The sequence below is a fragment of the Parvibacter caecicola genome (genome assembly GCF_003725335.1).
Taxonomy (GTDB): domain Bacteria; phylum Actinomycetota; class Coriobacteriia; order Coriobacteriales; family Eggerthellaceae; genus Parvibacter; species Parvibacter caecicola.
Genome location: NZ_QIBY01000008.1, coordinates 66,266 through 92,006, shown reverse-complemented (window position 1 = coordinate 92,006; position 25,741 = coordinate 66,266). Strand labels below are relative to the sequence as shown.

Below are 25,741 nucleotides of genomic sequence, written 5' to 3'. Positions count from 1 at the left end.
GCCGCAGTCGGCGCGGCGCCCCAGCCCGCCCCGGCCGCCGCGCCGACTGCGGCTGCCGTGCCCCAGCCGGCCCCTGCTGCGGCCGCCGTGTCCGCCGCGCCTCAGCCTGCGCCCAATGTGCCTGACGCGCCGGTTGCCCCCACTGCTCCCGTCTCGGCCGTTGCGGCCCCGGCGCCCACTGCGGCGCCCCAGCCCGCAGGTCCGGCCCCTGCGCCCGCCGCGCCGCTTCTGCAGTGCCGCGACCTCACCAAGGTGTACGGCGCCACCGTGGCGCTCGACCACTTCAACATCACTGTGCCGGCCGGCCGCATCGTGGGGCTTTTGGGCCCCAACGGCTCCGGCAAAACCACGCTGCTGAAGATGATTGCCGGCGTATCGCATCCCACCAGCGGAAACATCCTTGTGAACGGCATGGCGGTGGGCCCCCAAACCAAGGCGCAGGTGTCCTTCCTGCCCGAGCGCCCCTATTTCTCCCGCTCCATGCGAGTGCGGGACATGCTGGCCTATTTCGCCGACTTTTACGCCGACTTCGACTTGCCTATGGCCCACGACATGTTGGCGCACCTGGGGGTGAACGAGGCGGCTGCTTGCTCGTCGCTTTCCAAAGGCACGGTGGAAAAGGTGCAGCTGGTGCTGGTGATGGCCCGCCATGCCGCCTTGTACCTGCTGGACGAGCCCATCGGTGGCGTTGACCCGGCGGCGCGCGATTACATTCTGCAAACCATCATCCAAGGGTATCGCCCCGGCGCCACCATCATCCTGTCCACGCATCTGGTGCGCGATGTGGAAGAGGTGCTGGACGATTTCATCCTGCTGCGCTACGGCCAAATGCTGTTGCACGCGCCAGTGACCTATGTAACCCAAGAAAAAGGCACCACGCTGGACGCGTTTTTCCGGGAGGAGTTCCGATGCTAGGAAAGCTGATTGCCTATGAATTTCGCGGACTGTGGAGACCGGTGCTGATCGTGTTGCTGATAATGGCGGTGGCTGGTGTGGCCGGTACCCTGAGCTGCAACGCGATTGAGGTCGTTTCGGATTACTACGGCGGCCTTAAGGTTGGCGCCTCCGACGTGGCGGGAGATGTTGCCATCGCGCTGGTGCTGTTCACCTTGTTTTCCGGCTTTGTGGTGTGGGCCGGGGTGATTGCCCTGTTCATCGTGGTGGTGAGTCGCTTCTACCGCACCATGTTCACCGACCAGGGATACCTCACCCTTACGCTGCCCGTCTCCACCGCCGCCCTGGTGCTGGCGAAGTACCTGGTGGCCTTCATTCTGATGTTGGTGGGAGTGGCCCTTGCCATCGCAGTGTACTCGGCGATGCTGACAACCATCATGGGAGAGTATGGGCCTTCTGCCACCATGGTAATTCTGGCGATGCTGGGCGGCAGCTTCGGCTTTTTCAACGACGCTGAGCCGGTGGCCGCCGTTGCCGGAACGGTGAACACCGTCATCAGCATCGGGTATCAGCTGGGGCTGGCCTGGCTGGCGCTGGCACTGGGGGCATGGTGGGCCAAGCGCCACAAGGTGGCCGCCGCGGTGGGCATCTTCCTGGGCATCGGTTGGCTGGTTTCGCTGGTGTTTTCCATCGCGGACGTGATCGCGCTTACTACGGGCGGCTACGGCTATGGATGGGGGATGGCCAACCTTGCCACTGGCGCGGTGTCGGTGGTGCGTATGGTCAGCTTCGTCTTGGCGGCGGTGGGCTGCGTGGCTCTCGCCGTTTTCGTGGTGAGGCGCAAGGTGGATCTCAGCTAAGCGCCGGCTGACTGCCGCTTCGGCGCCCGTTTGCCAAGGATGCGTCGAACGGCCCCGCGCCCGCAGCGCGAGGAAATGCCATTTGCAAAACTGCTTTCTTCCGCCGGAGGGCGAAAGCGTACAATACGCCCACGCGCGAGGGGCCGATGGCGCCTGCAGTTTGCCGGGCCCGCCGTGCTTGTATCCCATGACGCAAGGGGCCTGCCATGACCGCGAAACACATTCTCACCTACGACTCCACGCTGCGTGATGGCGAGCAGTGCGAAGGCATCACGTTGTCGCTGGAAGACAAGCTGCGCATCGTGCAGCGGCTGGACGAGTTCGGCATCGATTACATCGAAGGCGGCTTTCCCGCTTCTAACCCCAAGGATGTGGCCTTCTTCCAGCAAGTGCAGCAAATGGGGCTGCGCCATGCCCAAATTGCTGCCTTCGGCTCCACCTGCCGCAAGGGAGTGGCCGCGGAGGAAGACCAGGGGCTGACGGACCTTTTGGCTTGCGGGGCGCCGGTGGTTACCATTGTGGGCAAAACCTGGGATGCTCAGGTGGAACGGGCCCTGCGCACCACGCTGGATGAGAATCTGCGCATGATCGCCGAGTCGGTGGCGTTTCTGAAGGCGGCAGGCCGGCGTGTGGTTTTCGATGCCGAGCATTACTTCGACGGCTTCAAGACCAACCGCAGCTACGCGCTGCAGTGCGTGGAGGCGGCGCTGCGGGCAGGGGCCGATTCGGTGGATTTGTGCGAAACCAACGGCGGCTGTTTGCCCTTCGAGGTTGAAGAGGTGGTGGCCGCCACCGTGGAGCGCTTCCCGGAAGGGAACTTCGGCATTCACTGCCACAACGACAGCGGCTGTGCGGTGGCCAACACGCTGGCAGCGGTGCGGGCCGGTGCCACGGAGGTGCAGGGCACCGTGAACGGCTACGGCGAGCGGGTGGGCAACACCGATCTGCTCACCGTCATCGCCAACTTGGAGCTGAAGATGGGGCTAGACACGGTGGGGGCCCACAGCCTTGAGCAGCTGACCAGCGTTTCCCACTACATCGCCGAGTTGTGCAACGTGTCGGTGCCGGCCCATTACCCCTACAGCGGCACCAGCGCTTTCGCCCACAAAGGCGGCCTGCACGCCAGCGCCATCGCCAGGTTCCCCGAGGCCTACGAGCACACCAAGCCCGCGCTGGTGGGCAACAGCAGCCGCATGCTGGTGAGCGAGCTGGCTGGCAAGGCGTCGCTTCTGCAGAAGGCGGCCAGCCTGGGCTTCGACCTTTCGGCCCCGTGGATTGACGAGCAGGCCATTCTGGACGAAATCAAAGATCGCGAAGCCCGCGGCTTCTCTTACGAGGTGGCGGACGGCTCGCTGGGGTTGCTGCTCATGCGCAAACTGGGGGCCTATCGGCCGTCGTTCACGCTGGAGAGCTTTCGCGTGATCGTGGACGATCGGGAAGACACCGGGGCGCTGGCGAAGGACGCCATGTCGGAGGCCACCATCAAAATCCATGTGGGGGACAAGCGCTTTGTGGCCACGGGCGAAGGGGCCGGCCCGGTGGGGGCGCTGGACAATGCGCTGCGGTTGGCCATTGCCGAGAGCTATCCGCAGGTGGCCCAGATGGAACTGACCGACTACAAAGTGCGCCTGCTGGACGAGAGCCAGGGCACCGACGCCATCACCCGCGTGACCATCACCACCAGCGACGGCCACGGCAGCTGGGGCAGCGTAGGGGTTTCCGAGAACGTGATCGAGGCTTCGTGGAACGCGCTGGTGGATTCCATCGAGTACGGCCTGTACCGCGCCCGCAGCCGCAGTTAGTGTCAGGGGGACGTTCACTTTTGACACACGCTGCTGGCTGTTGTGCCCGGTAGTGTTTCTTCGTGTGTCAAAAGTGAACGTCCCCCTGACACGCCCCCCTCTGTCAGCTGCTACTATCGTGTGCTAAAGTATTCGCAACGGATTTTGATCTGGCGGCGCAAGAAGGGAGCGGCGGCAATGGCGGAAAAACAGCCGGATATTCGCACGGCGGAAGTGGACGACCTGCTGAAGGTTCTGGCCACCCTGCAAGACGAGGACGCGATATTCGCCCTGCTGGAAGACTTGTTCACCATTCGCGAGATTCGCGAAACCTCGCAGCGCCTTGCGGTGGCGCGGCTGCTGTCGACCGGCAAGCCCTACACCGCCATCGAACAGGCTACCGGCGCCTCCGCCACCACTATTGCCCGCGTGTCAAAGTGCCTCAGCTACGGCGCCGGCGGCTACGCCAAAGCCCTGGAGGTGCTGGGGGAAGAGTAGCCCCTGACACGCCCCCCACGCTGTCGGCACCTCCTCGGCGTTGCTAGCGCGCAGTGATTACGGTGCCCGTTTCTCCGCGCAAGCCGGCAGCGGCACATTCAAGGGAAGTGACCAGAGCTTTGCCGGTGGGGCAGCGCTCGACAAAGCTCAAGCAGGCTTCGATTTTGGGCAGCATGCTGCCGGGGGCAAACTGCCCCTCTACTATGTAAGCTTTCGCCTGCTCGGGGGTCATGACGCTGAGGGCTTCCTGTTGGGGAGTGCCGAAGTTGATGCAAACCTTTTCGACGGCGGTAAGAATGATTAGCATGTCTGCCTGGAACTCGGCGGCTAGCATGGCTGCGGAACGGTCCTTGTCTATCACGGCCGCTACGCCGCGGTAGGCGCCATTTTCCTCCACAACAGGAACGCCGCCACCGCCGGCGCACACCACTACATACCCGGCATCGGATAAATCGCGCACGGCGTCAAATTCAACGATGCGGCGGGGCAGCGGGGAGGGCACTACGCGACGCCAGCCGCGACCGGAGTCCTCCTTCACGGTCCACCCCTTTTCCTCTGCTTGGGCACGGGCTTCTTCTTCGGTCATGAAAGGCCCCACCGGCTTTGTGGGTTTTTCGAAGGCGGGATCGGCGGCGTCCACTACCGTTTGGGTGACGATGTTCGCGGTTGAGCGCATGATGTCGCGCGCCTTCAATTCGTTCAGCAGTGCTTGCGAAAGCTGATAGCCGATGTAGCCTTGGCTCATGGCGCCGCATTCCGGGAAGGGCATGGCCGGCACTTTGCTGCCGAGCTGGGAGCTGGCAAGGGCAAAGGCGTCGTTGATCATGCCCACCTGAGGTCCGTTGCCGTGGGTGACCACCACATTCGCTCCGGTTTCTGCCAGGTCAATGATGTTCCGGGCGGTTTCTTTCACCAATTCAGCTTGCTCTTCGGGGGTGTTTCCAAGGGCGTTTCCGCCCAATGCCACCACAATGGTGGGGCCGTCGGATTTCTGGTAAGGCATGGGGCCTCCTTTTGATTGATGGGCGAGGGAAATTGAAAGCCCGGGAAAACGCATGCTTCCCGGGCCGATGGTAAAGCCGCTGTAGGCCTACTTGAGGGTGGCGTACATGACCGCTTTAATGGTGTGCATGCGGTTTTCCGCTTCTTGGAATACGCGAGAAGCGTCCGACTCGAACACGGCATCTTCAACTTCCATCTCGGTAACGCCGAACTGCTCGGCGATTTCAGCCCCGATGGTGGTGTTGGTGTCGTGGAACGAGGGGAGGCAGTGGAGGAAGATGGCGCCTGGCTTGGCCATGGCCATAACCTCTTCGGTTACGCGGTAGGGGGCCAAAAGCGCAATGCGGTCCTTCCACAGTTCGGCCGGCTGGCCCATGCCCACCCACACGTCGGTGTACACGGCGTCAGCACCGGCAACGCCTTCGGCAATGTTGTCGGTAACGGAGAGAATCGCTCCGGTTTTAGCGGCGATTTCCTGGCATTTTTCCCAAAGTTCGGTGGGGTAGGTGCGGTTTCCGGGCACATCGGCCTGCGGGCCCACCTGGGTGAAGTTAATGCCCAGCTTGGCGCAGATGACCAGAAGGGACGAGGCGGTGTTGCCCACCTGGCCGAAGAACACCAGTTTGCGGCCGCGCAGGTCTTGCCCAAACTCCTCCTGCATGGTGAGAACGTCGGCGAGCGCTTGCGTGGGGTGGAATTGGGCAGTAAGGCCGTTCCATACCGGCACGCCGGCGTTGTTGGCCAGGTCTTCCACCACAGACTGCTCAAAGCCGCGGTATTCGATGCCGTCGTACATGCGGCCCAGCACCCGGGCAGTGTCCTCGATGGACTCTTTCTTGCCCATTTGGGACGAGCCGGGATCCAGGTAGGTAACCCCCATGCCCAGGTCCATGCCGCCCACTTCGAAGGCGCAGCGGGTGCGGGTGGAGGTCTTCTCGAACAGCAGCACGATGTTCTTGCCCTCTAGCCAACGGTGGGGCACGCCGCAGCGCTTCAGGTTCTTGAAGTCGCGGGCAAGGTCGAGCAGATAATTAATCTCCTCGGTGCTGAAGTCGAGCAGTGTGAGGAAATGCTTGCCAGAAAGATTGAGTCCCATAGTGGCCGTCCTTTCGTTGAAGGTGATGATTGCGGGGAGGAAGGGGCCGCCGGCTGGTGCGCCGGCGGCCCGAAGCGGGGGGCTAGATTGCAGCGCGGGCGAAGGGCATGGACATGCAGCGTGGGCCGCCACGGCCGCGGGACAGCTCCTCGGAAGGCATGACGCAAAGCTGGATGCCCGCCTGCTCCAGAAGGCGGTTGGTAACCACGTTGCGTTCGTACACGCAAACTTTGCCGGGGGCGATGGCAAGCGTGTTGGAGCCGTCGTTCCACTGCTCGCGGGAGGCCTCCACAGGGTCGCCTCCGCCGCATTCCAAAAGCGTCACTTCATCTAGGCCAGTGGCCATTTCTAAGATGTGCTTCAGATCGGAAACCAGCTCGTCCACAATCACCTCGCCAGGGTTGTCGCCCTTGCGCAGGCGGTAGGCCTTCAGCTCGTCGTACATGCCTGGGTACACGGTGAACTTGTCGTAGTCGATTTGGGTGCACACAGTGTCCAGGTGCATGGTTTCGTAGCCCCAGGGAATCTTGATGGCGTACACCGTTTCGATGGTGGAGGGAACCGGGCCCCAGAACAGGTTTTTCGCCAGCTTGTCGATGGCCGCCGCCTCGGTGCGCTGGGAAAGCCCGATGGCCAACGTGGTTTTGTTAATGTTCAGCACGTCGCCGCCCTCGATGTGGGCTTTGTCCTGGCTGTCGTACCAGAAGGGGGTGCCGGCGAAGTCGTCGTGATAGGTGAGGAAGGTTTTGTAGAAGGGCACCTCGCGGCTGCGCTGGTTGTAGTACATCCGGTGCAGCGAAACGCCGTTGGAAATGGAGGCGATGGGGTCGCGGCTGAAGTAAGACGAGGGCATGGGGTATACCACCAGATCGTCCGGTGCCAGGCCGTCGCCGTCCAGCCGCGCGAGGGTCTTTGGCCCATTGGCCAGTTCCAGTTCGTGAAGGCGCATGCCCAAGAGGGCTTTCTGCACAAAAGCAGCGTTGTCCTCGATGCTTTCCAGCTTGGCCCGCACCAGCGGCAAAAGCTCCGGATCGGTCATGACCAGCTGGCTCGTGTACTCATCCAAAAACGCTTTTTTGGCTTCCGGATGCTGGTCAAGGGTTTCCGCCAGCAGGTCTTCCATGTACAGTACCTCGGCGCCCTCATCGCGCAGTATTTTGGCGAAGGCGTCATGCTCCATCTGAGCATAATCCAGATAAAACGCATCGTGAATCCAGCACTTCTCGAACTCGTCGGCCTTCATGCCCACGAGTTCCTGGCCCGGTTTGTGCAGCACAACGCGCTGCAGTTGACCGATTTCGCTGGTAACGTCGATCGGTTTCTTTGCCATGTTCATCTCCTTAGGTTCTCTCGTTTGCTTGGCAAGTTTTTCAAATTCCAGTTAGTTAGGGAAGGGGAATGGTGGCGGATATGGCGCAGAACACCATGCACACCGCACTCATGAGCAGCCACCACTTCCAGCAGGTTTTCCACCACTGCCCCAGGCTCACTTTGCACACGGCCAGGCCGGCCACCAAGATGGCGCTGGTGGGGGCGATGATGGTCATCATGGGTTCCGCTAGGCACACGGCGGTAACGGCGCCCTCGGGGTTCAGCCCCATCAGCTCGGTGAGGGGGCCGAAGATGGGCATCGTGAGGGCCGCCAGGCCCGAAGAGCTGGGCACCAGGATGGTGAGCAAGTTCTCCACTATGTACAGGATGGAGGAATACACTGCCGGCGCCACGCCCGCCAGTCCGTTGGCCAGCGCGTTTAGGATGGTGTCGATAATCATGCCGTTGGTGGCGATGACCAGCACGCCGCGGGCAAGGCCGATGACGATGGCAGAGAACGCAAAGTCCTTCAGGCCCACAACAAATTCTTGTGCGATTTTGCCCTGGGAGAAGCCGGCAATGATGCCGGAGATGAGGCCCATGCCCATGAAGATGGCGGACACTTCGGCCATGTACCAACCCTGGGTGACCAGGCCCCACACCAGAAGCACCATGCCAGCCAAAAATACCAGCAGGATCCATTTCTGGCGAGCGGTGAAGGGGGTGTCGTCGGCCACCTTCTCAAGTTCAGCGCGCTTGGCCAGGTCGTCTTTGTAGGTAAGCGATTTCTCCGGATTTTTCCGCACTTTGCGGGCGTACAGCATCACCCACGCAATGGACATGCCCACAATCACCACGAACATGATGAGACGCAGCCACAGTTGGGGATTGCCCGTGATGCCCAAGATGCCCTGCGACACCAGCACGCTGAAGGGGTTCACCGTCGAGGCGATGTAGCCGGCTTTCGCGCCAATGAATACAATCATGAATGCCGTTATGGAGTCGAAGCCCATCGATATCATGATGGGCAAGAATATGGCGAAGAAGGGCAGTGTCTCTTCTGCCATGCCGAACGTTGAGCCGCCCAAGGCGAACAGCAGCATCGCGATGGGAATCACGATAATGTCCTTCTTCTTGAAGCGCCTCACTACGCGGCGCATGCCGGCATCGATGGCGCCGGTAGCGGTGATGATTTGGAAGGCGCCGCCCACCACGAACACGAACGCCACTACCTCTGCGGCCGCCACAATGCCGTTGACCGGCGCTTCAAGCAGGGCGTCGAAACCCTGGCGCAGGTCGATTTCCTTCCCGGTTTCAGGATCCACCGAAACCTTGTCCACTTCCTGGTACGTGCCGGCAACCGTTACTTCGCGGCCGTTCACCTCAGCGGTCTCGAAGGCGCCAGACGGTACGATCCAGGTCAAGATTGCCACCACGATCATCAACAGGAAGATGATCGTGTAGGTATGGGGGATCTGGATCTTTTTCTTGGCTGCTTCTGCCATTTCCCACTCCTCTCTCTTGGTCTTCGCCCCGGCGGGGCTTTTCCTGAGGAAAATGATTCCAAGCTTTCAAGGCGGGGAGCTGAAGGCGTTTTCAGGGGGAGAGGGCCCGCTAGCCAGCGGATTATTCGGTGACTTTTAATGTCTCATCGCAAACCATGACGATATTTAATGTCTATTGCGCGAAAAAGCGACTTTTCTCGTTGGCTTCCGTTACGTATGCTGCTTTCCAAGCAAAGTGAAGAAGGAGTTTTCTGTGACCGTAGATGTGAACAGCGAAATAGGGAAAATCAGGCAGGTTATCGTGCACCGCCCGGGGGTTGAAACGCAGCGCTACCCCCACGGCGACTTTCTGCAGGTGTTCCCCCTGCGCCCCGGCATGTCTTCCTTCAATTTGGAAGAGGCCGAGAAGGAGTTTTCCGAATTTAACCAGGTGCTTCGGAGCCAGGCGGTGGAGGTGTTTGAGCTGACGGATCTCTTGGTGGAGGCGCTAGACGCTTCGCCGTTGGCCCGGGAAGACCTCATTTCAAGTTTCTTGCGGGATGCAAGCATACGGGGCAACGACTTGCAGGAGGCGGCTCGTGTCGTGCTGGTGGCAGCCTCGTCTAACGGCGATTTAGTGCGGCGGCTTTTCAGCGGCATACGCTATGAAGAGACGACTTTAGACGAGCGCAGCGCCTTTCCCCTGGCGTTTCTCACGGGGAACAACTTTGACTCGGAAGGCTTCCTATTGGGGCCGCTGAACACGGCGTTTTTCGTGCGTGATCCCATGAATGTGGTGGGGGAGGGTGTTACCTTAAATCGCATGTACTGGCCATTCCGGGGCAGAGAGGTGGTGCTGTATGAGATCATAAAGCGCTACCACCCGTTATTTTCGGGGGTGCCCCAGTGGTACGACCATGGCGGGTCGTTTTACCTAGAGGGGGGCGATGTGGTGAACATCGACGCCCGCACGGTGGCGCTGGGCATGTCGTCGCGTACAGAAGCGACGGCAATAGACGTGCTGTGCCAGCGGCTTCTGTGGGGAGGACGCGGCTCTCAGGTGGATGACGTATTCGTGTTCACTGTTCCGCAAGAGGGCAACCGCGTGCACCTTGACGCATACCTCTCGCGCATCGACTACGACAAGTTTCTGGTGGATCCGTTGCTGCAGGAGAACGCCTCGGTTTACCGGGTCCGTCGCGGTTATGCCCAGGGCGATGTGCGGGTAGAGCTGCTCACCTCTAACATCAGCACCATTCTGGGGCTTATGGTGAAAGAGGTGGGGGTGCGCGTGGTGGAGTTTGGCAACGCCTCCATTGGGCAGATGCAGCGCGAATACGAAAATGGATCGTTGGGCACGCTGTGCTTATCCCCCGGCAACCTCTGCGTATGCAAGGAGAACGTTTGGACCAATGACGCCCTGGATAAGGTGGGCATGACGCTGCACCCGGTTTCCATTCAAGAGCTTACGGCTGGATTTGGCGGTCCGAGCAGTCTGTGCTTGCCGCTTTGGCGGGAAAAGCTGTAGGGCGCGCACCATGGATATAGGTGAGAACATCCGCCACCTGCGCAAAAACCTCGGACTTTCCCAAGCGGAGTTTGCCCAAAGGATGGATGTGACCAAGGAAACGGTTTCCCGATGGGAGAGCGGCCGGAGCTTCATTCGCCGCAACAATATCGAGAAGATACGAACGGTGTTCGGGGTACCAGTGGAGCACCTGTTGGGAGAGGTGGTCCCTACAAGGCAGGACGTGAAGCTTCCGGTGGCCGATGGCGCTTCCAGAGCGGAGGGGAAGGCGGCCCAGGGCGAAGGCGTTTTTCCCGCCTACAAGGTGGACAGGTCGGCTTCGGGCACCATGTTGCGCTATCTGGCCCAAGCTATGGCGCCGGCGGATGTGGCACAACGTCACCCGGCCTCATTTTTCGTTAGGCTGGATTCGGTGGATCTGGCAAAGGTGTACCCGCAGGGCTGTCTGTTGTTGGCGGATCAGCGGATGCGCCCCTACAATGGCTGTACGGTGGTGGCCATCGTGGACGACTCGATTACCGTGATTCGCCGCTTCCAAGCTGGAAACAATACCGTGGTGCTTTCAACGCTGGGATTAAAAGCGCCACAGCCCGACCTTGTGCTGGATAAGCGCCGAGTGCGCATCCTGGGAACGGTGGTGTGGTTTCAGGCGGGCCACGATGTGACCCCCGATTAGGTTAGGGCGTGTCAGGGGGACGTTCGCTTTTGACGCACGATATTGGCTGTCATGTCCGGCAGTGCTTCTTCGTGTTTCAAAAGTGAACGTCCCCCTGACACGAATATGGCATTATCCCCGTTCCCTGACAGCTCCCGTCGGCCCCACGCCTTACGCGAAGTCGTTTTTGGTGAGGGGGTTTTGAGCCAGGGCCAGCCGCTTGCGCAGCACCTGCAGCCGGCGCGAGGCTTCCAGCAGCAGCTGGCAGCGGGTGCCGATGGGGGAGGTGTTGGTGTCCAGGAACCTCCCAATCTCATCGCGGGAAAGCTCGAAGGTTTCAATCAGCTCGTTCTCGCCCAGTTGCGGCTCTCCCGCCTTCTCCACGTAAGCGATGGCCACCTGCACATTCTCTTCTCCCATGCCGGTGGAGGAGAAGCCGCTTTGGGGCAGCAGCTGGTAGGCGGGGCCTTCCAGGTCGGTGCGCAGGCGACACCCGGTTTCCTCCATCAGCTCGCGGTTGATGGTTTCTTCCAGCGACTCGCCCTCGTCGATGAGGCCGGCCGGCAGCGCCACGCACCAGGCGTTCAGCGGATAGCGGAACTCGCGGATGAGCAGAATGCTGTCGTTGGGCAAAATGGGGTAGATGCACACCGCATCCGGCTTCGGCGGCAGCCCGGCGGCGTTGCGCTCCAGCTGCTCGGTGTAGTCTTCTAGGTTCTTGCGGGACACGCTTTCATAGGTGAAGGTCTCGCCGTTGTCCTTCTCGTACGTGAGCACGTACTTGTTGATCCAGCCTTCGCTCACTTGCTGGATGGCCACCAATTTGGGGTGCTTTCGAGTTTCGTTTTCTTGGGTCATAGCGGGTCCTCCTCCCGTATGCGTTGTTGCCAGCCTCCTGCCTTCGTCCCATTCCCGCCTTCCTGACCTGTGCCCATAAAAGGAAAGGCGGCCTGGGGAGCCGCCTTCGGGTTGGGTGGATGTTGCCGGGAATACAACATCCAGGAGAGAGAAAAGGGAAAGGAAGATGTTTCTCTGGCACGTAATATAGGGGCTCTGGGAGAAACAATAGAGAACAGGCCCCCGCAGTCACCCCGCTATGAGCGTTCGGTTGACGTTTCGTAAAAAAGCCCCCTGGGCCGTGAGGGCGCAGGGGGCTTGCGAGTGCGTTATGCGCGAGAAGCTTAGAACTTCTTGAAGGCGCTCTTCTGGGCGAAGCAGATGGGGCACTTCTCGAAATCGTCGCCCTTGTGGATGTAGCCGCACACGGGGCACAGGTAGTAAGCCTGGTCGTCGGGGGCGTCGATGTTGTTGTAGGCGTCCAGGTACAGCTCGGCGTGCACCGCCTCGGCCAGCTTGGCGCGGGTGAACGCTTGCACGGCTTCGGTCTCGCCCTCTTCAATGGCCTTGGCGATGAAGGCGGGGTACATGTCGGAGGTCTCGTACATTTCGCCCAGGGCGCCGGCGATGAGGTTGAGGTCGGTTTCCACGCCGCTCATCTCGGGGGCCTCGGGGCGCACGAAGTCGGGCTCCACCTTCTGGATCAGCTTGGTTTCCATGGCGATGTGAATCTGCTCGGCCTCGGAAGTGGCCTCGAACTGGCGGGCGATCTGGTCGTAGCCGGCCTCGCGGGCGATCTTGGCGAACGCCTTGTACTTGGCGGAAGCGCCGGTTTCGCCGGTCACGGCGGCCTTCAGGTTATCGAGAGTGGTGCCAACGACGGTCTCGCTCTCGTGGGCGATATTGAAATTGGTGCTGTTGTCAGCGGTGGGCACAACGGCGCGAACCTTCATTCCCTGAATGGACATTTGCGTTTCTCCTTACTTCGCATGCGCGGCTGATTGCCGCATTGGGGTAACCATTATAGAAGTCTCGCGGGGGATGGGAACAAGGGCGCGCGCTAATTCAAAAAGTTGCGACAACTGCCCGGTGCCGCAGTGGCACAGGACGGCGGCGCGGTTGACGCTTTTGCGGCTGGCCCCAATCATCCGGCCTAGGGGACTTTTCAAGCGCTATTATGGTGAGGTTCAACGGTTGGTTGCCGAAGGCGCGGCAAGCGTTTCGCGAACGTTTGCTTATCTCTTCGGGAAATACAAAGGAGTTGCAGTATGGAGCGGAAAGTGGCCTGGAACGAGCGCAGCCAAGAGGATTTGGCGGCCATGGAGCAGCTGGCGGAAGAGTACCGCCGGTTCATTTCGGAGAACAAAACCGAGCGGGAATGCACGCAGGTAGCCATTGCGCTGGCGGAGGCGGCCGGATACAAACCGCTTTCTCGGGCGATTGCCGAAGAACTGCCGCTGCAGCCGGGCGACAAGGTGTGGGCCCAGGCGAAGGGCAAGGCGCTCATCTTGGTGCACGTGGGCCGCGCTCCCATGGCCCAGGGGCTGAACATCTTGGGCGCCCACATCGACTCGCCGCGGCTGGACATAAAGCAGAACCCTCTCTACGAGGCCCAGGGGTTGGCGCTGCTGGACACCCATTACTACGGCGGCATCAAAAACTACCAGTGGGTGGCGCTGCCGCTGGCGCTGCACGGTGTGGTGGCCAAGACCGACGGCACGGTGGTGGATGTGGTGATTGGCGAAGACGAGACCGATCCGGTGTTCTGCGTGACCGACCTGCTGCCTCACCTGGGCCGCGCGCAGCTGGCGAAAACCGGCGACAAGGTGGTGGAAGGGGAAGATCTCGACTTGCTGGTGGGCAGCTTTCCGGCACAGGCGGAGGCGGCCGAGGGCGAAGGCGAAGGTGTCGAGGCGGACAAGCCGGAGGCCCCGAAAGACCCGGTGAAGACCCGTTTCCTGCAGCTGCTGGAAGAGAAGTACGGCATCGGCGAGGAGGACTTCCTGTCGGCCGAGCTGGAAGTGGTGCCGGCCGGCCCCGCCCGCGAGCTGGGGCTGGACCGCTCGATGATCATCGGTTACGGCCAGGACGACCGCGTATGCGCATTCACGTCGCTAAAGGCGCAGCTGGCGTTGGCCGCCTCTCCGGTGGTGCCCGATACCACGGCGGTGTGCGTGCTGGTGGACAAAGAGGAAATCGGCTCGGTGGGGGCCACCGGCATGACCTCCCGCTTCTTCGAGAACACCATGGCCGAGATCATGGAGCTGGCGGGCGAGAGCGGCATGCTGTTGCTGCGGCGCGGGCTGGAGGCGTCGCGCATGTTGTCCAGCGACGTGTCCGCCGGATTCGACCCCGCCTATGCCAGCGTGTTCGAGGCGAAGAATTCCGCCTACCTGGGGCGCGGCCTGGTGTTCAACAAATACACCGGTGCCCGCGGCAAGAGCGGCTCCAACGACGCCAGCGCCGAGTACGTGGCGCGGGTGCGCCGGGTGATGGACGATGCCGGCGTGTTCTTCCAAACGGCCGAGCTGGGGAAGGTGGACGCCGGCGGCGGTGGCACCATCGCCTACATCCCTGCCGAGTACGGTATGGACGTGATCGACAGCGGCGTGGCGGTGCTGTCGATGCATGCGCCCTGGGAAGTCACTAGCAAGATTGACGTGTACGAAGCCTACCGCGGCTACGAAGCCTTCCTGCGCCATATGTAGTCGCCGCATTTCCGGAGGTCCGTGGAAGGCGTGTCAGCGTTCGGGTCGAATTCGTAGGGCAGAGATTCTGTCTCTGCCTAAAGCTGCAAATGGAACTCGGGGACGCCTCCGACGCGCCCTGCTATGCAGGAAAGGTCATCAACTGGTTGCCGCGGAGGTCTTCCACCCAGGCGCGCAGGATGCGGCCGTCCTCCACCTGCATTTTCGCGATGGTGCGCACGCTGCCGTTACGGGGGCGCAGCACGGCGCCGGGGCACAGCAGCAGTTTCGCCGGCCGCACCGACGAGCCCCACTCAAGCCGTGGGTAATGCACGTGGCCGTGCACGATCACATCGGGGATGGGGTCCCCCGGCTTCAACCGCTGAGGGAAGGCGCGTGGCGTGACGTAGATGGGCTCGTGGCCCACCAGGAAGCGCACCCCTTCGATTTCCGGTATGGCGAAGTGGTCCACGTCGCTGCCGTATTCGGGGAAGTCGTTGTTGCCCAGCACCGCGATGGTGGGGGCCAGGCAGCGCAGCTCGGTGAGCACCGAGGGGCGGCCGATGTCGCCGGCGTGGATGATCACGTCGCTGTCGGCCAGCGCCGCGTAGGCGGCCGGATCCAGCGTGCCGTGGGTGTCGGATATGAAGCCAATGGTTTTCATGGGAGCCATGATAGCAGAGGTGCGGGGCATGACGTTACCCCCGTCCCCCTGCCATGCCTTCCCATCTGTCAAAAGTGAACGTCCCCCTGATACGCTTGCCTTTTATTCCGCCAGCGGATAGTAATGAAGGACCGGTGGAGGATTGGTGCGCGGCTTATGGAGTGGGGTCAAGGCTATTGCGGCGGTGGAGCCAACTCGGTATAAAAGCAACACGCAGTAAACGGAGCGCCTTCGAACAGGAAACGCGCCGGGCCGCACACGAAGCAAGGGCCGCAGGGCCGAAAGCAGAAAGCGGGCTGGTCCTGGGCGGGGGTAAGTCGCAACTGCAGCGTTCGGTCAAGGGGTCAAAATGGCTTGGCCGTTCGCGGAACGCCGCCCGGGGGCGGCGTCTTCCAAGCCGGGAAAACCGGCATCGTTTCGCAACGCGCTTGCGCGGTGGCATTGCTGGAGTAGGCACTGGGTCCGAGTTTGAGAGGGGACTCTGCCCCCCAGTGCCACTTCGCACGGCTATTGTGGAATCCTTGACCCGCCAAATTCGCCAACCAGGCAAAGGGCTAAGCGACGTGTTTGGCCCAGCCGCAGGCAAAGGCTGTTTTGGGGCCATTGCCAGCCTGAAGTGACCTGCGCGTCTGTTGGCCTTTCTCCTTAGCGCTCGCCCGGTGCCATCCGCGAAAACGGACCATCGGGCGAGAGTGCGTTTGGGCCCGGTTTGCGTGTCAGAGGGACGTTCACTTTTGACACACGCTGCGGCCATCATGTCCGGCAGTGCTTCCCGTGTGTCAAAAGTGAACGTCCCTCTGACACGCCCTTGCATGATGCTATCCCCGTCCCCTGTCAGCTCCCGCGCTTTTCGGGATTTGCGGAAGCGCTTCAGGTTGTCTTTGAACATGGCGGCCTCCTTGGGCGAGCGAGGGCAAAACGCGGGCTGCGCCCTACGCTACCACAGCGCCCCGAAAAGGAAAGCAACGGTTGTTAACATCGCGTCTATCTGGGGATTTGCGCCGCGTCTATTGATCGAAATAGGTGAGCAGACGCGATGCGAAGGCCTGGTAGTTCTCGTAGAGGAATCGATTGTACACGGAGTTTTTTACCCGTTGGGGATACAGCAGCTCTGCCGCACGCAGGGTTTTCAGATGCTCCGAGATAGAGCTGGGGGCCATGTCCAGCGCCTCCGCGAGCTCCTTTGTGGTTTTCGGCGAGTTATACAGCTCCTTGAGTATTTGGAATTTCGTGGAGCTGGAAATGGATTTCAGGAACTCCGCCAGTTCCTCCAAGCCTATATCGTCGGACTCCAGATCAACCACGGCAATCCTCTTGAACAGGGTCAGAACGCCATCGAATTGGTTGACGATAAGGCTCGACCCGCTGAAGGCGCTGAGAAAGACATCGATGGACTCCACGTCGCCCAGCTGCCAAGAACACTCAGGCACATCCACAACCGTAAGGCTGCCGCGCACAACTTTGAGCCCTGGATGGAAGGTTTCCAGATATGCGCTCTCGCTCATGGCTGCCAACACTTTTTTCTCAACGCCCATGCAGCCAATTTCAGCTGCGCCGATGCTGCGCCAGATTTCTTCGAAAACGTTATCCCAGTACCACTTCAGGAACCGCGCCATGCGCTCGTGAATCTGGGAAGATTCCGCGACAATGCGGCGGGCAAGGCCCATGCCTATGAAGTTCTCTATTGCGTTGTCCGACCAGGTAGAAACGGCCTGCGGCTGTTTGACCAGCCGGCCAATGGTGCGCTTGGGCGCAAGCCCCGAGAGCATTCCATAGATGAATTCGATGTCGCTCAGTTTGGGGAATGCGGCCAGAAGCCCCTTCGCGCTTTCGATTTCGTGCTGCTCCAGGTAGCAGAACAGGTCGATGGCAAGGGTCCAACTTACAGTGACTTCGCTTAAGTAGTCGAAATCGCTGCGCATCTCGGGGGGCATATCCCGAAGCACTTTTTGGAACGTTTCCTCGAACTGCGGGCAGCTTTCCGGGCGTTCCAAGCAATGGAGGCTGGAGGCGATCTCCACAATGGGGCTGTACTTTATTCGAACGCGCTGCTTCTCTCCTGAAGCGGCCGGGCTGTTTATGAGCATGGATTCCTTCTTGCCTGCGATTTGCGGGTAAATGAGATTTTCGCCAATTTTAGCAGGACATTCGTAAAAAGACGAATCTTCCGAAAAGAGAGCGATATTTTTTTTCGGGACAACGATGGTGCAAAGACGCAAAATGGCGTAAGAGAGACTAAAAGACCAGTTAAATACCAAGTTTCTTCTCAAACGGTCACGATTTCGGAAATTCAAAAAAGTCCGAATCACTGCTTGACACCTATTCCTGATTTGCTAATAGTTCGTAACTATCCTAATTAGGATATTTCCGAATGTTGGAAACAGCAGAAAGGGGAGGGACCATGAGCTCTGAGAAGAAGCTCGGACTGCTGCCGATGGTGGCGGCGATTCTCGCAGGAATGATAGGCTCGGGGGTATATGACATTGCCTATCAGCTGGGCACGGTTGCATCGCCAGGCGGCGCCATCGTTGCCTGGGCTGTGTGCTTTGTTGGCATGCTTCTGTTTGTGCTTTCGTTGCAAAACCTTTTGGATAAGGAGCCGGAGGGTGACGGCATGTTTTGCTACGCCCAAAAACTCTTCGGTCCTTTGGGTGAGTTCATGAGCGCCTGGGGCTACTGGATTTCCGGCTGGGTGGGGAACATCGCTTTTGCCACCATGATGATGATTGCGCTGGGCACCTTCTTCCCCGTGCTGGGAGACACAGGCACCAGCTGGGGCTCCATTGCAATCGCTTCGGTTTTCATGTGGCTCATGTTCTTGCTTATCAGCAAGGGTGTCGAGAACGCCATGATCTTGAACGCCGCCGTCACCGTGGTGAAGATCGTTCCACTGGTGGTATTTATCGGCGTGACCGTGTTCTTCTTCAATTTCGACATTTTCGCCACTGACTTCTGGTCTAATTTCGCCGGAAACGCCGATTTGGGCCAAGGCTTTGATCTTGGCTCGGTGTTCGGCCAGGCCACGGATTCGATGTTGTCCATCATCTGGCTGTTTATGGGCGTTGAGTCAGCTGCGCTTATGTCCAAGCGCGCCAAGAGCAAGGCGGTGGCTTCAAAAGCCAGCATCATCGGCCTGTTCATTGGCACGGCGCTACTGTTCATTTGCGCCATGATCCCTTACGGCCTCATGAGCGCTGAGGAATTTGTGGCTTTGGGCGAGCCCTCTATCGGCAAAATCCTTGAGCTGTATGTGGGCCCCATTGCCGCTCAACTTGTTGAAGCGTGCATCATCATCTCCATTGCCGGCGCGTGGCTGGCCTACACCATCATGCCCACCGAGTCCACTCAAATCCTGGCCGACGACCATTTGCTGCCGGCCCGTTGGGGCAAGACCAACCAGAACGGCACGGCGATGTTCTCGCTGTTCATCACTACGTTTCTGGCGCAGCTGCTCCTGATTACTATGCACTTTACCGAGGATGCCTACAATTTCGGTTTCTCGCTTTCCAGCTCGGCCATTTTGGTTACCTGGGTCATGATCACCGCCTACAACACTGTGCGCTCTGTTAAGCATCCGGAAGAGCCGGGTAGCGTGCGCAACATCATCATCGGCGCCATTGGCACGGTGTACATGCTTTATGCCATGTTCGTCTCCGGCCTTGTCTACATCATGCTGCTGTCCATCCCCTTCCTCATTGGCGTCATCTTCCTCTATCAGGCCCGCAAGGAAGCCGGTGTGGAGAAGGTGTTCAACACCAAGGAAATCGTTGCCATCGTGGTGCTGGCCCTGTTCGCCGCAGTCAGCTTGGCCATGTTTGCCATGGGGATGGTGTAACGGCGGCGGCTCGTTAGGAGGGCCCAGGTGCAACGGGGCTGCAGCCCCCTGGGCTAAGGAGCTTCTTTTCGGGGCAATACCGCAGGTGGCGGCCCCGTGTGGTGCCCGGCATATGGTGGGCGCAAAAGAAGAAAGTAAAAACAAGCAAGAAAGAGAAGGAGGTTTGAGCGTGAGTACCATCGATGTGTATTCGGAAGTGGGCAAGGTCAAGAAAATCCTTGTCTCGCGCCCGGAGCTGTACTTCGACGCGGTTCGTCCCGATTCGCGAGAATTTCAGCTGGTAGACGACGTTGTGTGGGCCGAGCAAGCGGGCAAGGACCACGACGTGTTCACCCAGCACCTGCGCGACAACGGGGCAGAGGTTGTGTATCTGGAGGACTTGTTCGAGCGCTCGTTGGGCGATGAAGAGGATCGTCAGAAGTTCCTGGACGAGTACATGACCGAGGATTTCATCTATGACGACGCCAAGCGCGAGCAGATTTCCAATTACCTCATGCCGATGTCGGCCCATGATTTCGCCCGAACGGTGATGGCCGGCATCGAGAAGAAGGACTTGGCGGCGGTGGAGAAGCCCTGGAGCCTTTCCGATGCGTTGCCGGACGACAATCCGGACGACCCTTATGCCATGCACACCTCATGCAACTTCGTTATGTGCCGCGACCCTGGCTGTTCGGTGGGCTCCAACTTTACGCTGAACCGGTTCGTGCAGAATGCCCGCAACCTGGAAACAGTGGTGTGGAAGCACGTTTTCGAAAACATGAAGGATTTTGCTTCCGAAGACGTGAAGCTGTTGCACGCCAACAATCCCCATGGCGAGACCATCGAGGGCGGCGATATCTGCATCCTCTCGCCCGAGGTTATTGCCATCGGTCACAGCTGCCGTACGCTGCCGCAAGCCATCGAAGAGTTTGCCAAGGCCGCTCTTTCCAGTGGCGACAGCTTCAAGAAAGTCGTGGTGTTCGAAATTCCGAAGGGCCGCGCCTATATGCACCTGGACACGGTGTTTACCCAGGTAGACGTGGACAAGTTCACCTACTATCCCGGCATCATGGAAGGCCTGAAGCTTTACGAGTTGACGCTGGGGGCGAACGGCGAGCTGAAGGCCCAATTCGTTCAGGAGAAGCTGGGAAGCGCCCTGAAGCGGCTGCTGCACCTGCCGGCGGTTGACCTCATCCCCTGCGCGGGCGGCGATCCGTTCTGGGCCGACTATGAGCAGTGGTCCGATGGCTCCAATACTTTGGCCATAGCGCCAGGCGTTGTGGTCACCTACGACCGAAACCATCGCACGAACGATGCGCTGGACAAGCACGACGTGAAAGTGCTCACCGTGCCCTCCGGGGAACTGTGCCGGGCGCGCGGCGGCCCACGCTGCATGTCCATGCCGCTGGTGCGCCAAGCGATTTAGCACCCCTCCCTTCATGCGGCGGGCAAGCAGGCCCGGCCCTTGCCCGCCCGTTTCACTTGTTCAAACGGCGGAAGCCAAAGATTTTGGGAAAGGAAGACCATGATTACCAAAAAAGACTTCGTTGACGTGCAGGACTTCACCAAGGAGGAGTTCCTGGAGATGCTGGAAATGATCCGCATGCTGAAGGAGGCGGATCAGAAGGGCATCCAGCTGCCGCTTTTGAAGGGCAACACCATCGCGCTGATGTTCGACCAGCCCTCTACTCGTACTCGCGTCTCTTTCGAGTCTGCCATGGACAAGCTGGGCGGCGATGCCCTGTACCTGGAAACCAAGACCCTGCACGTGGGTGAGGGCCGCGAGACCCTGAAAGATACTGCGCTGGTGCTTTCCGGCATGGTGGATGCCATTATGATTCGCAACGAATCCCACGATGGCATTTTGGAGTTGGCGAAGTGGGCCACGGTGCCGGTGTACAACGGCATGAGCTCCGCCTGCATGCATCCCACCCAGGCGCTCTGCGATGTGTTCACCATCATGGAGAACCTGCCGGCAGGCAAGAAGCTGGAAGACGCCGTGGTGATGTGGGTGGGCGACAACTCCGTTGACCACAGCGAGGAGAATCTGCACATTGGCGGCGTGTGCCGCTCCAATGCGCTCATTGCCTCCATTATGGGCTACACCTTCATCTCCTGCGCCCCCAAGCCAGCCGAAATGCTGCCCGAGGACGTTGCCCTGGTGAAGGCGAACTGCGAGAAATCTGGCGGCAAGTTCATCCAAACCGACAACCCCTATGAGTACATCGAGGACGTGGACTTCATCATCACCGACGCCTGGTGGTATCACGGCTCCGACCATCTGAAGGACAAGAAGCTGGAAGAGTTCTACCCGAAATACGCGGTGAACGATCAGCTGATTGCCGCCGCCCCCGAATGGGTGAAGGTGATGCACCCGCTGCCGGGCAACCGCGGCTACGAGATTGCCGAGTCGGTGTGGGATGGCCCGCACTCCCTGCTTATCGAGCAGGCCGCCAACCGCTTCCATACCCAGAAGGGCCTGCTGGTCACCTTCATGTACCCCCGCGCCCGTCAGCAGAAGCAGGCGATGGTGGACTACTACACCGCGCAGGTGGAAATGGCCCTCACCCCCACGTTGGACAAAGTGGCCGGTACCCACTACGACGAGTAGGAAGCGAAGCGCGAAATGACCCGGATAAACAACGATACCCGCGTAGTGGTGGCCCTGGGGGGCAACGCGCTGGGGGATACCCCCGAAGAGCAGATTGCCCGCGTACGCGAAGCGGCTCCCACCTTGCTGAAAATGATCGAGCAGGGCAACGAGATCATTATCACCCACGGCAATGGCCCGCAGGTGGGCATGATTCAAAAGGCCTTCACGCTGGCGGCCGAGGACGACCCGAAGGTGCCGGCTATGCCTCTGCCGGAATGCGGCGCCATGAGTCAGGGCTACATCGGTTATCACCTGCAGCAGGCGCTGGGGGTGGCCATGCACAAGTCCTACAAGCGCTGGCATGTGGCCTCCATCGTCACTCAAATGGAGGTGGATCCGGACGACCCGGCCTTCGCCAATCCCACCAAGCCCATTGGCGTGTTCCTCACCGAGGAGCAGGCGAAAGCGGAAATGGCCGAGCACCCCGATCAGGTTTTCGTGGAGGACTCCGGTCGCGGATGGCGACGGGTAGTGGCAAGTCCCCAGCCCAAGAAGATCGTGGAGGCCCCTTCCATTCTGAATTTGTTGGACAACGAATTCATCGTCATCGCTTGCGGTGGCGGCGGTATCCCGGTAGTGCGCGATTACCAGGACAAAGGCGCTTACAAAGGCGTGGCGGCGGTCATTGACAAGGATATGGGCGGCGAGCTTTTGGCGGAGGACTGCAAGGCGGATTACCTGTTCTTGCTGACGGCGGTGGAATACGTGTGCACCGGCTTTGGCACCCCAGAGCAGAAGGAGCTGGTGGATATTTCCGCCGACGAGGCGGAGGCGCTGGCGAATGCCGGAGAATTTGGCAAGGGGTCCATGGAGCCGAAGGTGCGTGCCGCCATCAAATTCGTCCGCAGCCGTCCCGGTCGCACCTGCATCATCGGCGCGCTTGACAAGGCGCCCGAGACGATGGCTGGTCTGTCGGGCACCAGGATTCACGCGTAGGACCGCTGTATTCGGATAAAGCAGCGTCGCATGGCAGTTCCGCAATGCCGGAGATGGGTTTCCGTCTCCGGCATGCGGTGGTTACAGGGAGCGCGTATGCAAATCAAGACTGAAATTAAGGATACCTGCCTCAGCGGAGGGGATATAAGGCGCATGATTGCTGCCATGGTCCAGCAACTGGTGCCGGGCGAGGAGTTTGCGGGAAGCTTGGTTTTGGTGGGGCTCAATGCGAGAGGGTCTGCCGTTGCCAAAAGGCTTGCCCGGGACGTGGCCCTTCTTTGCGGGGTGCAACCGCCGGTTGGTCGCTTGGAGATTGCCTTCAAGGGGGCGCAAGGCGCTTTGGGCGCCAATGATGCGAGAGCTGACGACGACCGCTGTGCGAGCGATCTTGAGGTTCGGTCGGTTGACGTGCCCTTCTGCATTGACGGTGCAACGGTGGTGGTTGTGGATGATGTTGCCTTTACCGGCGCCACCGCTCGCAAGGCATTGGATGTGCTGTGCGGCATTGGTGCGCCGGCCAGTTTGCAGCTGGCGGTATTGGTGGATCGCCAGTTCCCGGCGCCCGCTGCATGCCCCGACGTTGTGGGCGTTCGCCTGGACGTTTCCGCCGATGAGAGGCTCCTGGTGTTTCTTGAGGAAATAGACGGGTTCAGCGAAGTGCTGGTGCGCCGCGGGAAATAGTGCGCCCCTACGCCCCCAGGGCGTCGGCTATCAGGCGGCGCAGTTCTTCGATGCCGGTGCCCTTTTCGGCCGAGGTGACCATATAGGGCACCTCCTTCGGCGTGTTCAGCGCCTTGCGAATCATGGACAGCTGCTTCATGGCCTGTTGCTTCGACATTTTGTCCGCCTTGGTGAGGGCGATGGCAAACGGCAGCTCGGCGTCTTGCAGAAACTGCACCATGTGGCGGTCCAGCGCGCTGGGCTCGTGGCGGATGTCGATGAGACTCACTACCAGCGCAAACTGCCGATCCTGGTTGAAGTAGCCCTCAATCAGGTCGCTCCAGCGCCCCAGCTCGCTCTTCGACACTTTCGCGTAGCCATAGCCGGGCAGGTCCACCAGCGCCTGGCCGTCCACATCGTAGAAGTTCACCGTGGCGGTTTTGCCCGGCGTGGACGACACCTTCGCCAGCCCCTTGCGGTACATCAGCTTGTTCAAAAGCGACGACTTTCCCACGTTTGAGCGCCCGGCGAAGCTCACCTCCGGCTGCGTGCTCGCTGGCAGTTGGGCGGAGGTGCCGTAGGCGGCTTTGAAGCTGGCGTTGTGGAAGTTCATGGCGACTCCTGGGGCTGTGGACCGCGCTGTGGCGCGGCGGCGGGTGCTGGCAAATATTCTACGGGGAAAACGCCGAAATGGCGGGCGCGTTTCCTTTGGCGGAAGGGGAGTGCGGCGTTGCGTGTTGTTCCTGCGCGGCCGCCCTGTTTAGCCCTATAATACGCAGTTATAAGGACAACGCTCTGACCTGGGATTTTGCTAAAGCATATCCTAAAATATCCTAAGTCGCGCTTTCTCATCGAGCGAATTTAAGAACAGCTCGGCTATCTGGGCGGTGTCCGGGCGCAGGTAGTGCTTGCCCGTCACCCCCTGCATCTTGTGCCCCATCAAAGGCTCCAAAACGTGGTCGGGAAGCCCCCAGTCGTAGGCCGCCATCGTGCGCCAGGACGGCCGCAGGTTCTGCATCGGCAGGCGCTTCCTGCCCCACATCGCCCTGGCGGAGCCATGGCCCATCGGGATTCCCTCGCCCCTGTCCGACAGCCACCCGGAACCCGATGCCCCGCCCAGGGCCAGCAGGGCATCGCCGTACCTGCCCGGCACCAGGGCCGTCCTGACGCTCTGGGGGTTCTTCAGCTCCCCTTCCCCGGTCACCTCCCCGTCCCTGTTCCCCATCTGGCAGGCCACCCCGACGGCGCAGAACCGGAACCCCCGCACTTCCACGCGCGCGAGGCGCTGCGCGCTCATGGCCAGGGCCTCGCCCACTCGCAGGCCGCCGAACATGGACGCGAGGAACGCGCCCTCAAGCGGCGTCCCCCTTACTTCGAGCCACAGGGCGTCCGCCTCGTCCCACGTGTAGGTGCCGGACTTCCGCTCGCGCACGGCGCCGGCGGGAAGGTCGTAGTCGACTCCGGCCCACTGCGCGTCCGCCCCTGCGAACTTCGCGGCGAACCCCGCCGCCTTGCGCATCATCCTCAGGGCCGAGCGCGCCTGCTCCTTCGACATGGGGTCTAGCCATGCCTGGACCTCCATCGGCTTCGGGGCGCCCACGGCGGTGCCGCCCCAGCGCTCCTCGCACGGCTTCCACGAGGAGCGGTACATCCTCCCCGTGTTCCTCGACAGCTTGCCGGCCGCCACCGACTTCTCGATCCAGGGCTCCACCCACGTGGCCCAGGCCACGGAGAACGTGACCGGCGGGGCGCCCTCCACGTCGTTCAGGACGCGCAGGCGCGCGAGCTCCAGCTCCGCGCCCTTGCGGGAGCCGTAGAACGTCTTGGAGCGCCTCCTGCGCCCTCCCGGGGACGCCTCCATGTACCTGATGACGTGCTTGTCCGGCGAAACGGAGTCGATGGACCCCCAGGACGAGCGCCTTTTTTTGCCCCTCATGGCGTATAATCACCTCGCAGCCTTTTCGGTTGCCGCTCTGGCCCCGCCCGCCGTCTCTCCAAAGATACGGGCGGGGCCTCCTTTTTTCCCTACACGAACGGCAGGGCGCTCTTGGTCTCCCGCAGGAACTTCAGCGCCCTGCGCATCATCGAGTTGTCCTGGAGGAACTCCACGCCCTCCAGCGTCACCGTGGGCCTTGCGAGCACCACGGTGGGGGAGTTGTCCGCCCAAATCACGGAGACGCCCCTCACGAGCCCCCTGTCCGCCAGCTGGGCCATTATCTCGTCCCAGTAGCTCTGCGGTATGGGGCCGGCCACGTCCCCGCCGGGCGCGAGCCTCGATTTCTGCGGCTCCTCGCCCCTCTTCATGCAGTCGTACAGGTAGGCCAGCACCTTGTACATCACCACGTGCATGTCGTCAGCGCCCACTCTTCGCCCCTTTCCGC

23 protein-coding genes are annotated in these 25,741 nt (G+C 60.8%); 12 read left to right on the top strand and 11 right to left on the bottom strand.

The window, feature by feature from the left end; genetic code table 11:
* From DMP11_RS06385 to DMP11_RS06370, 4 genes are all read left to right on the top strand, one after another.
* On the top strand, positions 1 to 915 hold a 915-nt coding region (locus DMP11_RS06385), incomplete at its 5' end, for an ABC transporter ATP-binding protein (protein WP_235869409.1).
* The gene (locus tag DMP11_RS06380) at positions 909 to 1,754 is read left to right on the top strand and encodes a hypothetical protein (protein ID WP_123185676.1); all 846 of its coding nucleotides are present in this window, start codon (positions 909 to 911) and stop codon (positions 1,752 to 1,754) included. The genes DMP11_RS06385 and DMP11_RS06380, both read left to right, overlap by 7 nt.
* A 206-nt stretch (positions 1,755 to 1,960) precedes the next feature.
* Positions 1,961 to 3,556 (top strand): citramalate synthase, encoded by a 1,596-nt coding sequence (gene cimA / locus DMP11_RS06375; RefSeq protein ID WP_123185675.1) that lies wholly within the window; start codon positions 1,961 to 1,963, stop codon positions 3,554 to 3,556.
* Between the two features lie 177 nt (positions 3,557 to 3,733).
* Positions 3,734 to 4,033, top strand: a complete 300-nt coding sequence (locus DMP11_RS06370) for a YerC/YecD family TrpR-related protein (RefSeq protein ID WP_123185674.1) — start codon at positions 3,734 to 3,736, stop codon at positions 4,031 to 4,033.
* Between the two features lie 43 nt (positions 4,034 to 4,076).
* Here DMP11_RS06370 and arcC (DMP11_RS06365) read toward each other — a convergent pair whose 3' ends face one another.
* From arcC (DMP11_RS06365) to DMP11_RS06350, 4 genes are all read right to left on the bottom strand, one after another.
* Positions 4,077 to 5,036 carry a carbamate kinase gene (gene arcC, locus DMP11_RS06365; RefSeq protein ID WP_123185673.1) on the bottom strand — a complete coding sequence of 320 codons (960 nt, stop codon included), beginning with the start codon at positions 5,034 to 5,036 and terminating at the stop codon, positions 4,077 to 4,079.
* A gap of 87 nt (positions 5,037 to 5,123) precedes the next feature.
* Positions 5,124 to 6,131, bottom strand: a complete 1,008-nt coding sequence (gene argF / locus DMP11_RS06360) for an ornithine carbamoyltransferase (RefSeq protein WP_123185672.1) — start codon at positions 6,129 to 6,131, stop codon at positions 5,124 to 5,126.
* A gap of 82 nt (positions 6,132 to 6,213) precedes the next feature.
* Positions 6,214 to 7,461 carry an arginine deiminase gene (locus DMP11_RS06355; RefSeq protein WP_211329078.1) on the bottom strand — a complete coding sequence of 416 codons (1,248 nt, stop codon included), beginning with the start codon at positions 7,459 to 7,461 and terminating at the stop codon, positions 6,214 to 6,216.
* A 55-nt stretch (positions 7,462 to 7,516) separates the two neighbouring features.
* A complete protein-coding gene (locus DMP11_RS06350) occupies positions 7,517 to 8,947 on the bottom strand; it encodes a YfcC family protein (protein WP_123185670.1) in 1,431 nt (476 codons plus the stop codon).
* A gap of 253 nt (positions 8,948 to 9,200) precedes the next feature.
* Between DMP11_RS06350 and DMP11_RS06345 the strand changes: the two genes are divergently transcribed.
* The gene (locus tag DMP11_RS06345; RefSeq protein ID WP_161555318.1) at positions 9,201 to 10,454 is read left to right on the top strand and encodes an arginine deiminase family protein; all 1,254 of its coding nucleotides are present in this window, start codon (positions 9,201 to 9,203) and stop codon (positions 10,452 to 10,454) included.
* 10 nt (positions 10,455 to 10,464) lie between these two features.
* Entirely contained in the window at positions 10,465 to 11,130 is a 666-nt protein-coding gene (locus DMP11_RS06340; RefSeq protein WP_123185668.1) for a helix-turn-helix domain-containing protein, read from the top strand.
* A gap of 150 nt (positions 11,131 to 11,280) precedes the next feature.
* Here the strand turns inward: DMP11_RS06340 and DMP11_RS06335 are convergent, their stop codons facing one another.
* On the bottom strand, positions 11,281 to 11,967 hold the full coding sequence (locus tag DMP11_RS06335; protein ID WP_123185667.1) for an NUDIX hydrolase: 687 nt from the start codon (positions 11,965 to 11,967) through the stop codon (positions 11,281 to 11,283).
* 323 nt (positions 11,968 to 12,290) lie between these two features.
* On the bottom strand, positions 12,291 to 12,914 hold the full coding sequence (gene ngr / locus DMP11_RS06330; protein ID WP_214647070.1) for a nigerythrin: 624 nt from the start codon (positions 12,912 to 12,914) through the stop codon (positions 12,291 to 12,293).
* Positions 12,915 to 13,214: 300 nt separating this feature from the next.
* Between ngr and DMP11_RS06325 the strand changes: the two genes are divergently transcribed.
* Entirely contained in the window at positions 13,215 to 14,654 is a 1,440-nt protein-coding gene (locus DMP11_RS06325) for an aminopeptidase (RefSeq protein WP_123185666.1), read from the top strand.
* Positions 14,655 to 14,775: 121 nt separating this feature from the next.
* Here DMP11_RS06325 and DMP11_RS06320 read toward each other — a convergent pair whose 3' ends face one another.
* Together DMP11_RS06320 and DMP11_RS06315 are read right to left on the bottom strand one after the other, a co-directional pair.
* Entirely contained in the window at positions 14,776 to 15,327 is a 552-nt protein-coding gene (locus tag DMP11_RS06320; RefSeq protein WP_214647071.1) for a metallophosphoesterase family protein, read from the bottom strand.
* Positions 15,328 to 16,304: 977 nt separating this feature from the next.
* Positions 16,305 to 17,555, bottom strand: a complete 1,251-nt coding sequence (locus DMP11_RS06315; RefSeq protein WP_148041103.1) for an ArsR/SmtB family transcription factor — start codon at positions 17,553 to 17,555, stop codon at positions 16,305 to 16,307.
* A 143-nt stretch (positions 17,556 to 17,698) separates the two neighbouring features.
* Between DMP11_RS06315 and DMP11_RS06310 the strand changes: the two genes are divergently transcribed.
* From DMP11_RS06310 to DMP11_RS06290, 5 genes are all read left to right on the top strand, one after another.
* Entirely contained in the window at positions 17,699 to 19,132 is a 1,434-nt protein-coding gene (locus tag DMP11_RS06310) for an amino acid permease (protein WP_123185664.1), read from the top strand.
* A gap of 169 nt (positions 19,133 to 19,301) precedes the next feature.
* Complete coding sequence (locus DMP11_RS06305) at positions 19,302 to 20,537, top strand: arginine deiminase (protein ID WP_123185663.1); 1,236 nt, start codon at positions 19,302 to 19,304, stop codon at positions 20,535 to 20,537.
* A gap of 99 nt (positions 20,538 to 20,636) precedes the next feature.
* On the top strand, positions 20,637 to 21,722 hold the full coding sequence (locus tag DMP11_RS06300) for an ornithine carbamoyltransferase (RefSeq protein ID WP_123185662.1): 1,086 nt from the start codon (positions 20,637 to 20,639) through the stop codon (positions 21,720 to 21,722).
* Positions 21,723 to 21,737: 15 nt separating this feature from the next.
* The gene (arcC, locus tag DMP11_RS06295; RefSeq protein ID WP_123185661.1) at positions 21,738 to 22,700 is read left to right on the top strand and encodes a carbamate kinase; all 963 of its coding nucleotides are present in this window, start codon (positions 21,738 to 21,740) and stop codon (positions 22,698 to 22,700) included.
* 96 nt (positions 22,701 to 22,796) lie between these two features.
* A complete protein-coding gene (locus DMP11_RS06290; RefSeq protein ID WP_161555317.1) occupies positions 22,797 to 23,381 on the top strand; it encodes a phosphoribosyltransferase family protein in 585 nt (194 codons plus the stop codon).
* A gap of 7 nt (positions 23,382 to 23,388) precedes the next feature.
* Here DMP11_RS06290 and yihA read toward each other — a convergent pair whose 3' ends face one another.
* From yihA to DMP11_RS06275, 3 genes are all read right to left on the bottom strand, one after another.
* Positions 23,389 to 23,973 (bottom strand): ribosome biogenesis GTP-binding protein YihA/YsxC, encoded by a 585-nt coding sequence (gene yihA / locus DMP11_RS06285; protein WP_123185659.1) that lies wholly within the window; start codon positions 23,971 to 23,973, stop codon positions 23,389 to 23,391.
* Between the two features lie 210 nt (positions 23,974 to 24,183).
* Positions 24,184 to 25,296 carry a site-specific integrase gene (locus DMP11_RS06280; RefSeq protein ID WP_123185658.1) on the bottom strand — a complete coding sequence of 371 codons (1,113 nt, stop codon included), beginning with the start codon at positions 25,294 to 25,296 and terminating at the stop codon, positions 24,184 to 24,186.
* An 89-nt stretch (positions 25,297 to 25,385) separates the two neighbouring features.
* A complete protein-coding gene (locus DMP11_RS06275) occupies positions 25,386 to 25,724 on the bottom strand; it encodes a YjcQ family protein (protein WP_123185657.1) in 339 nt (112 codons plus the stop codon).
* Positions 25,725 to 25,741 lie beyond the last annotated feature (17 nt).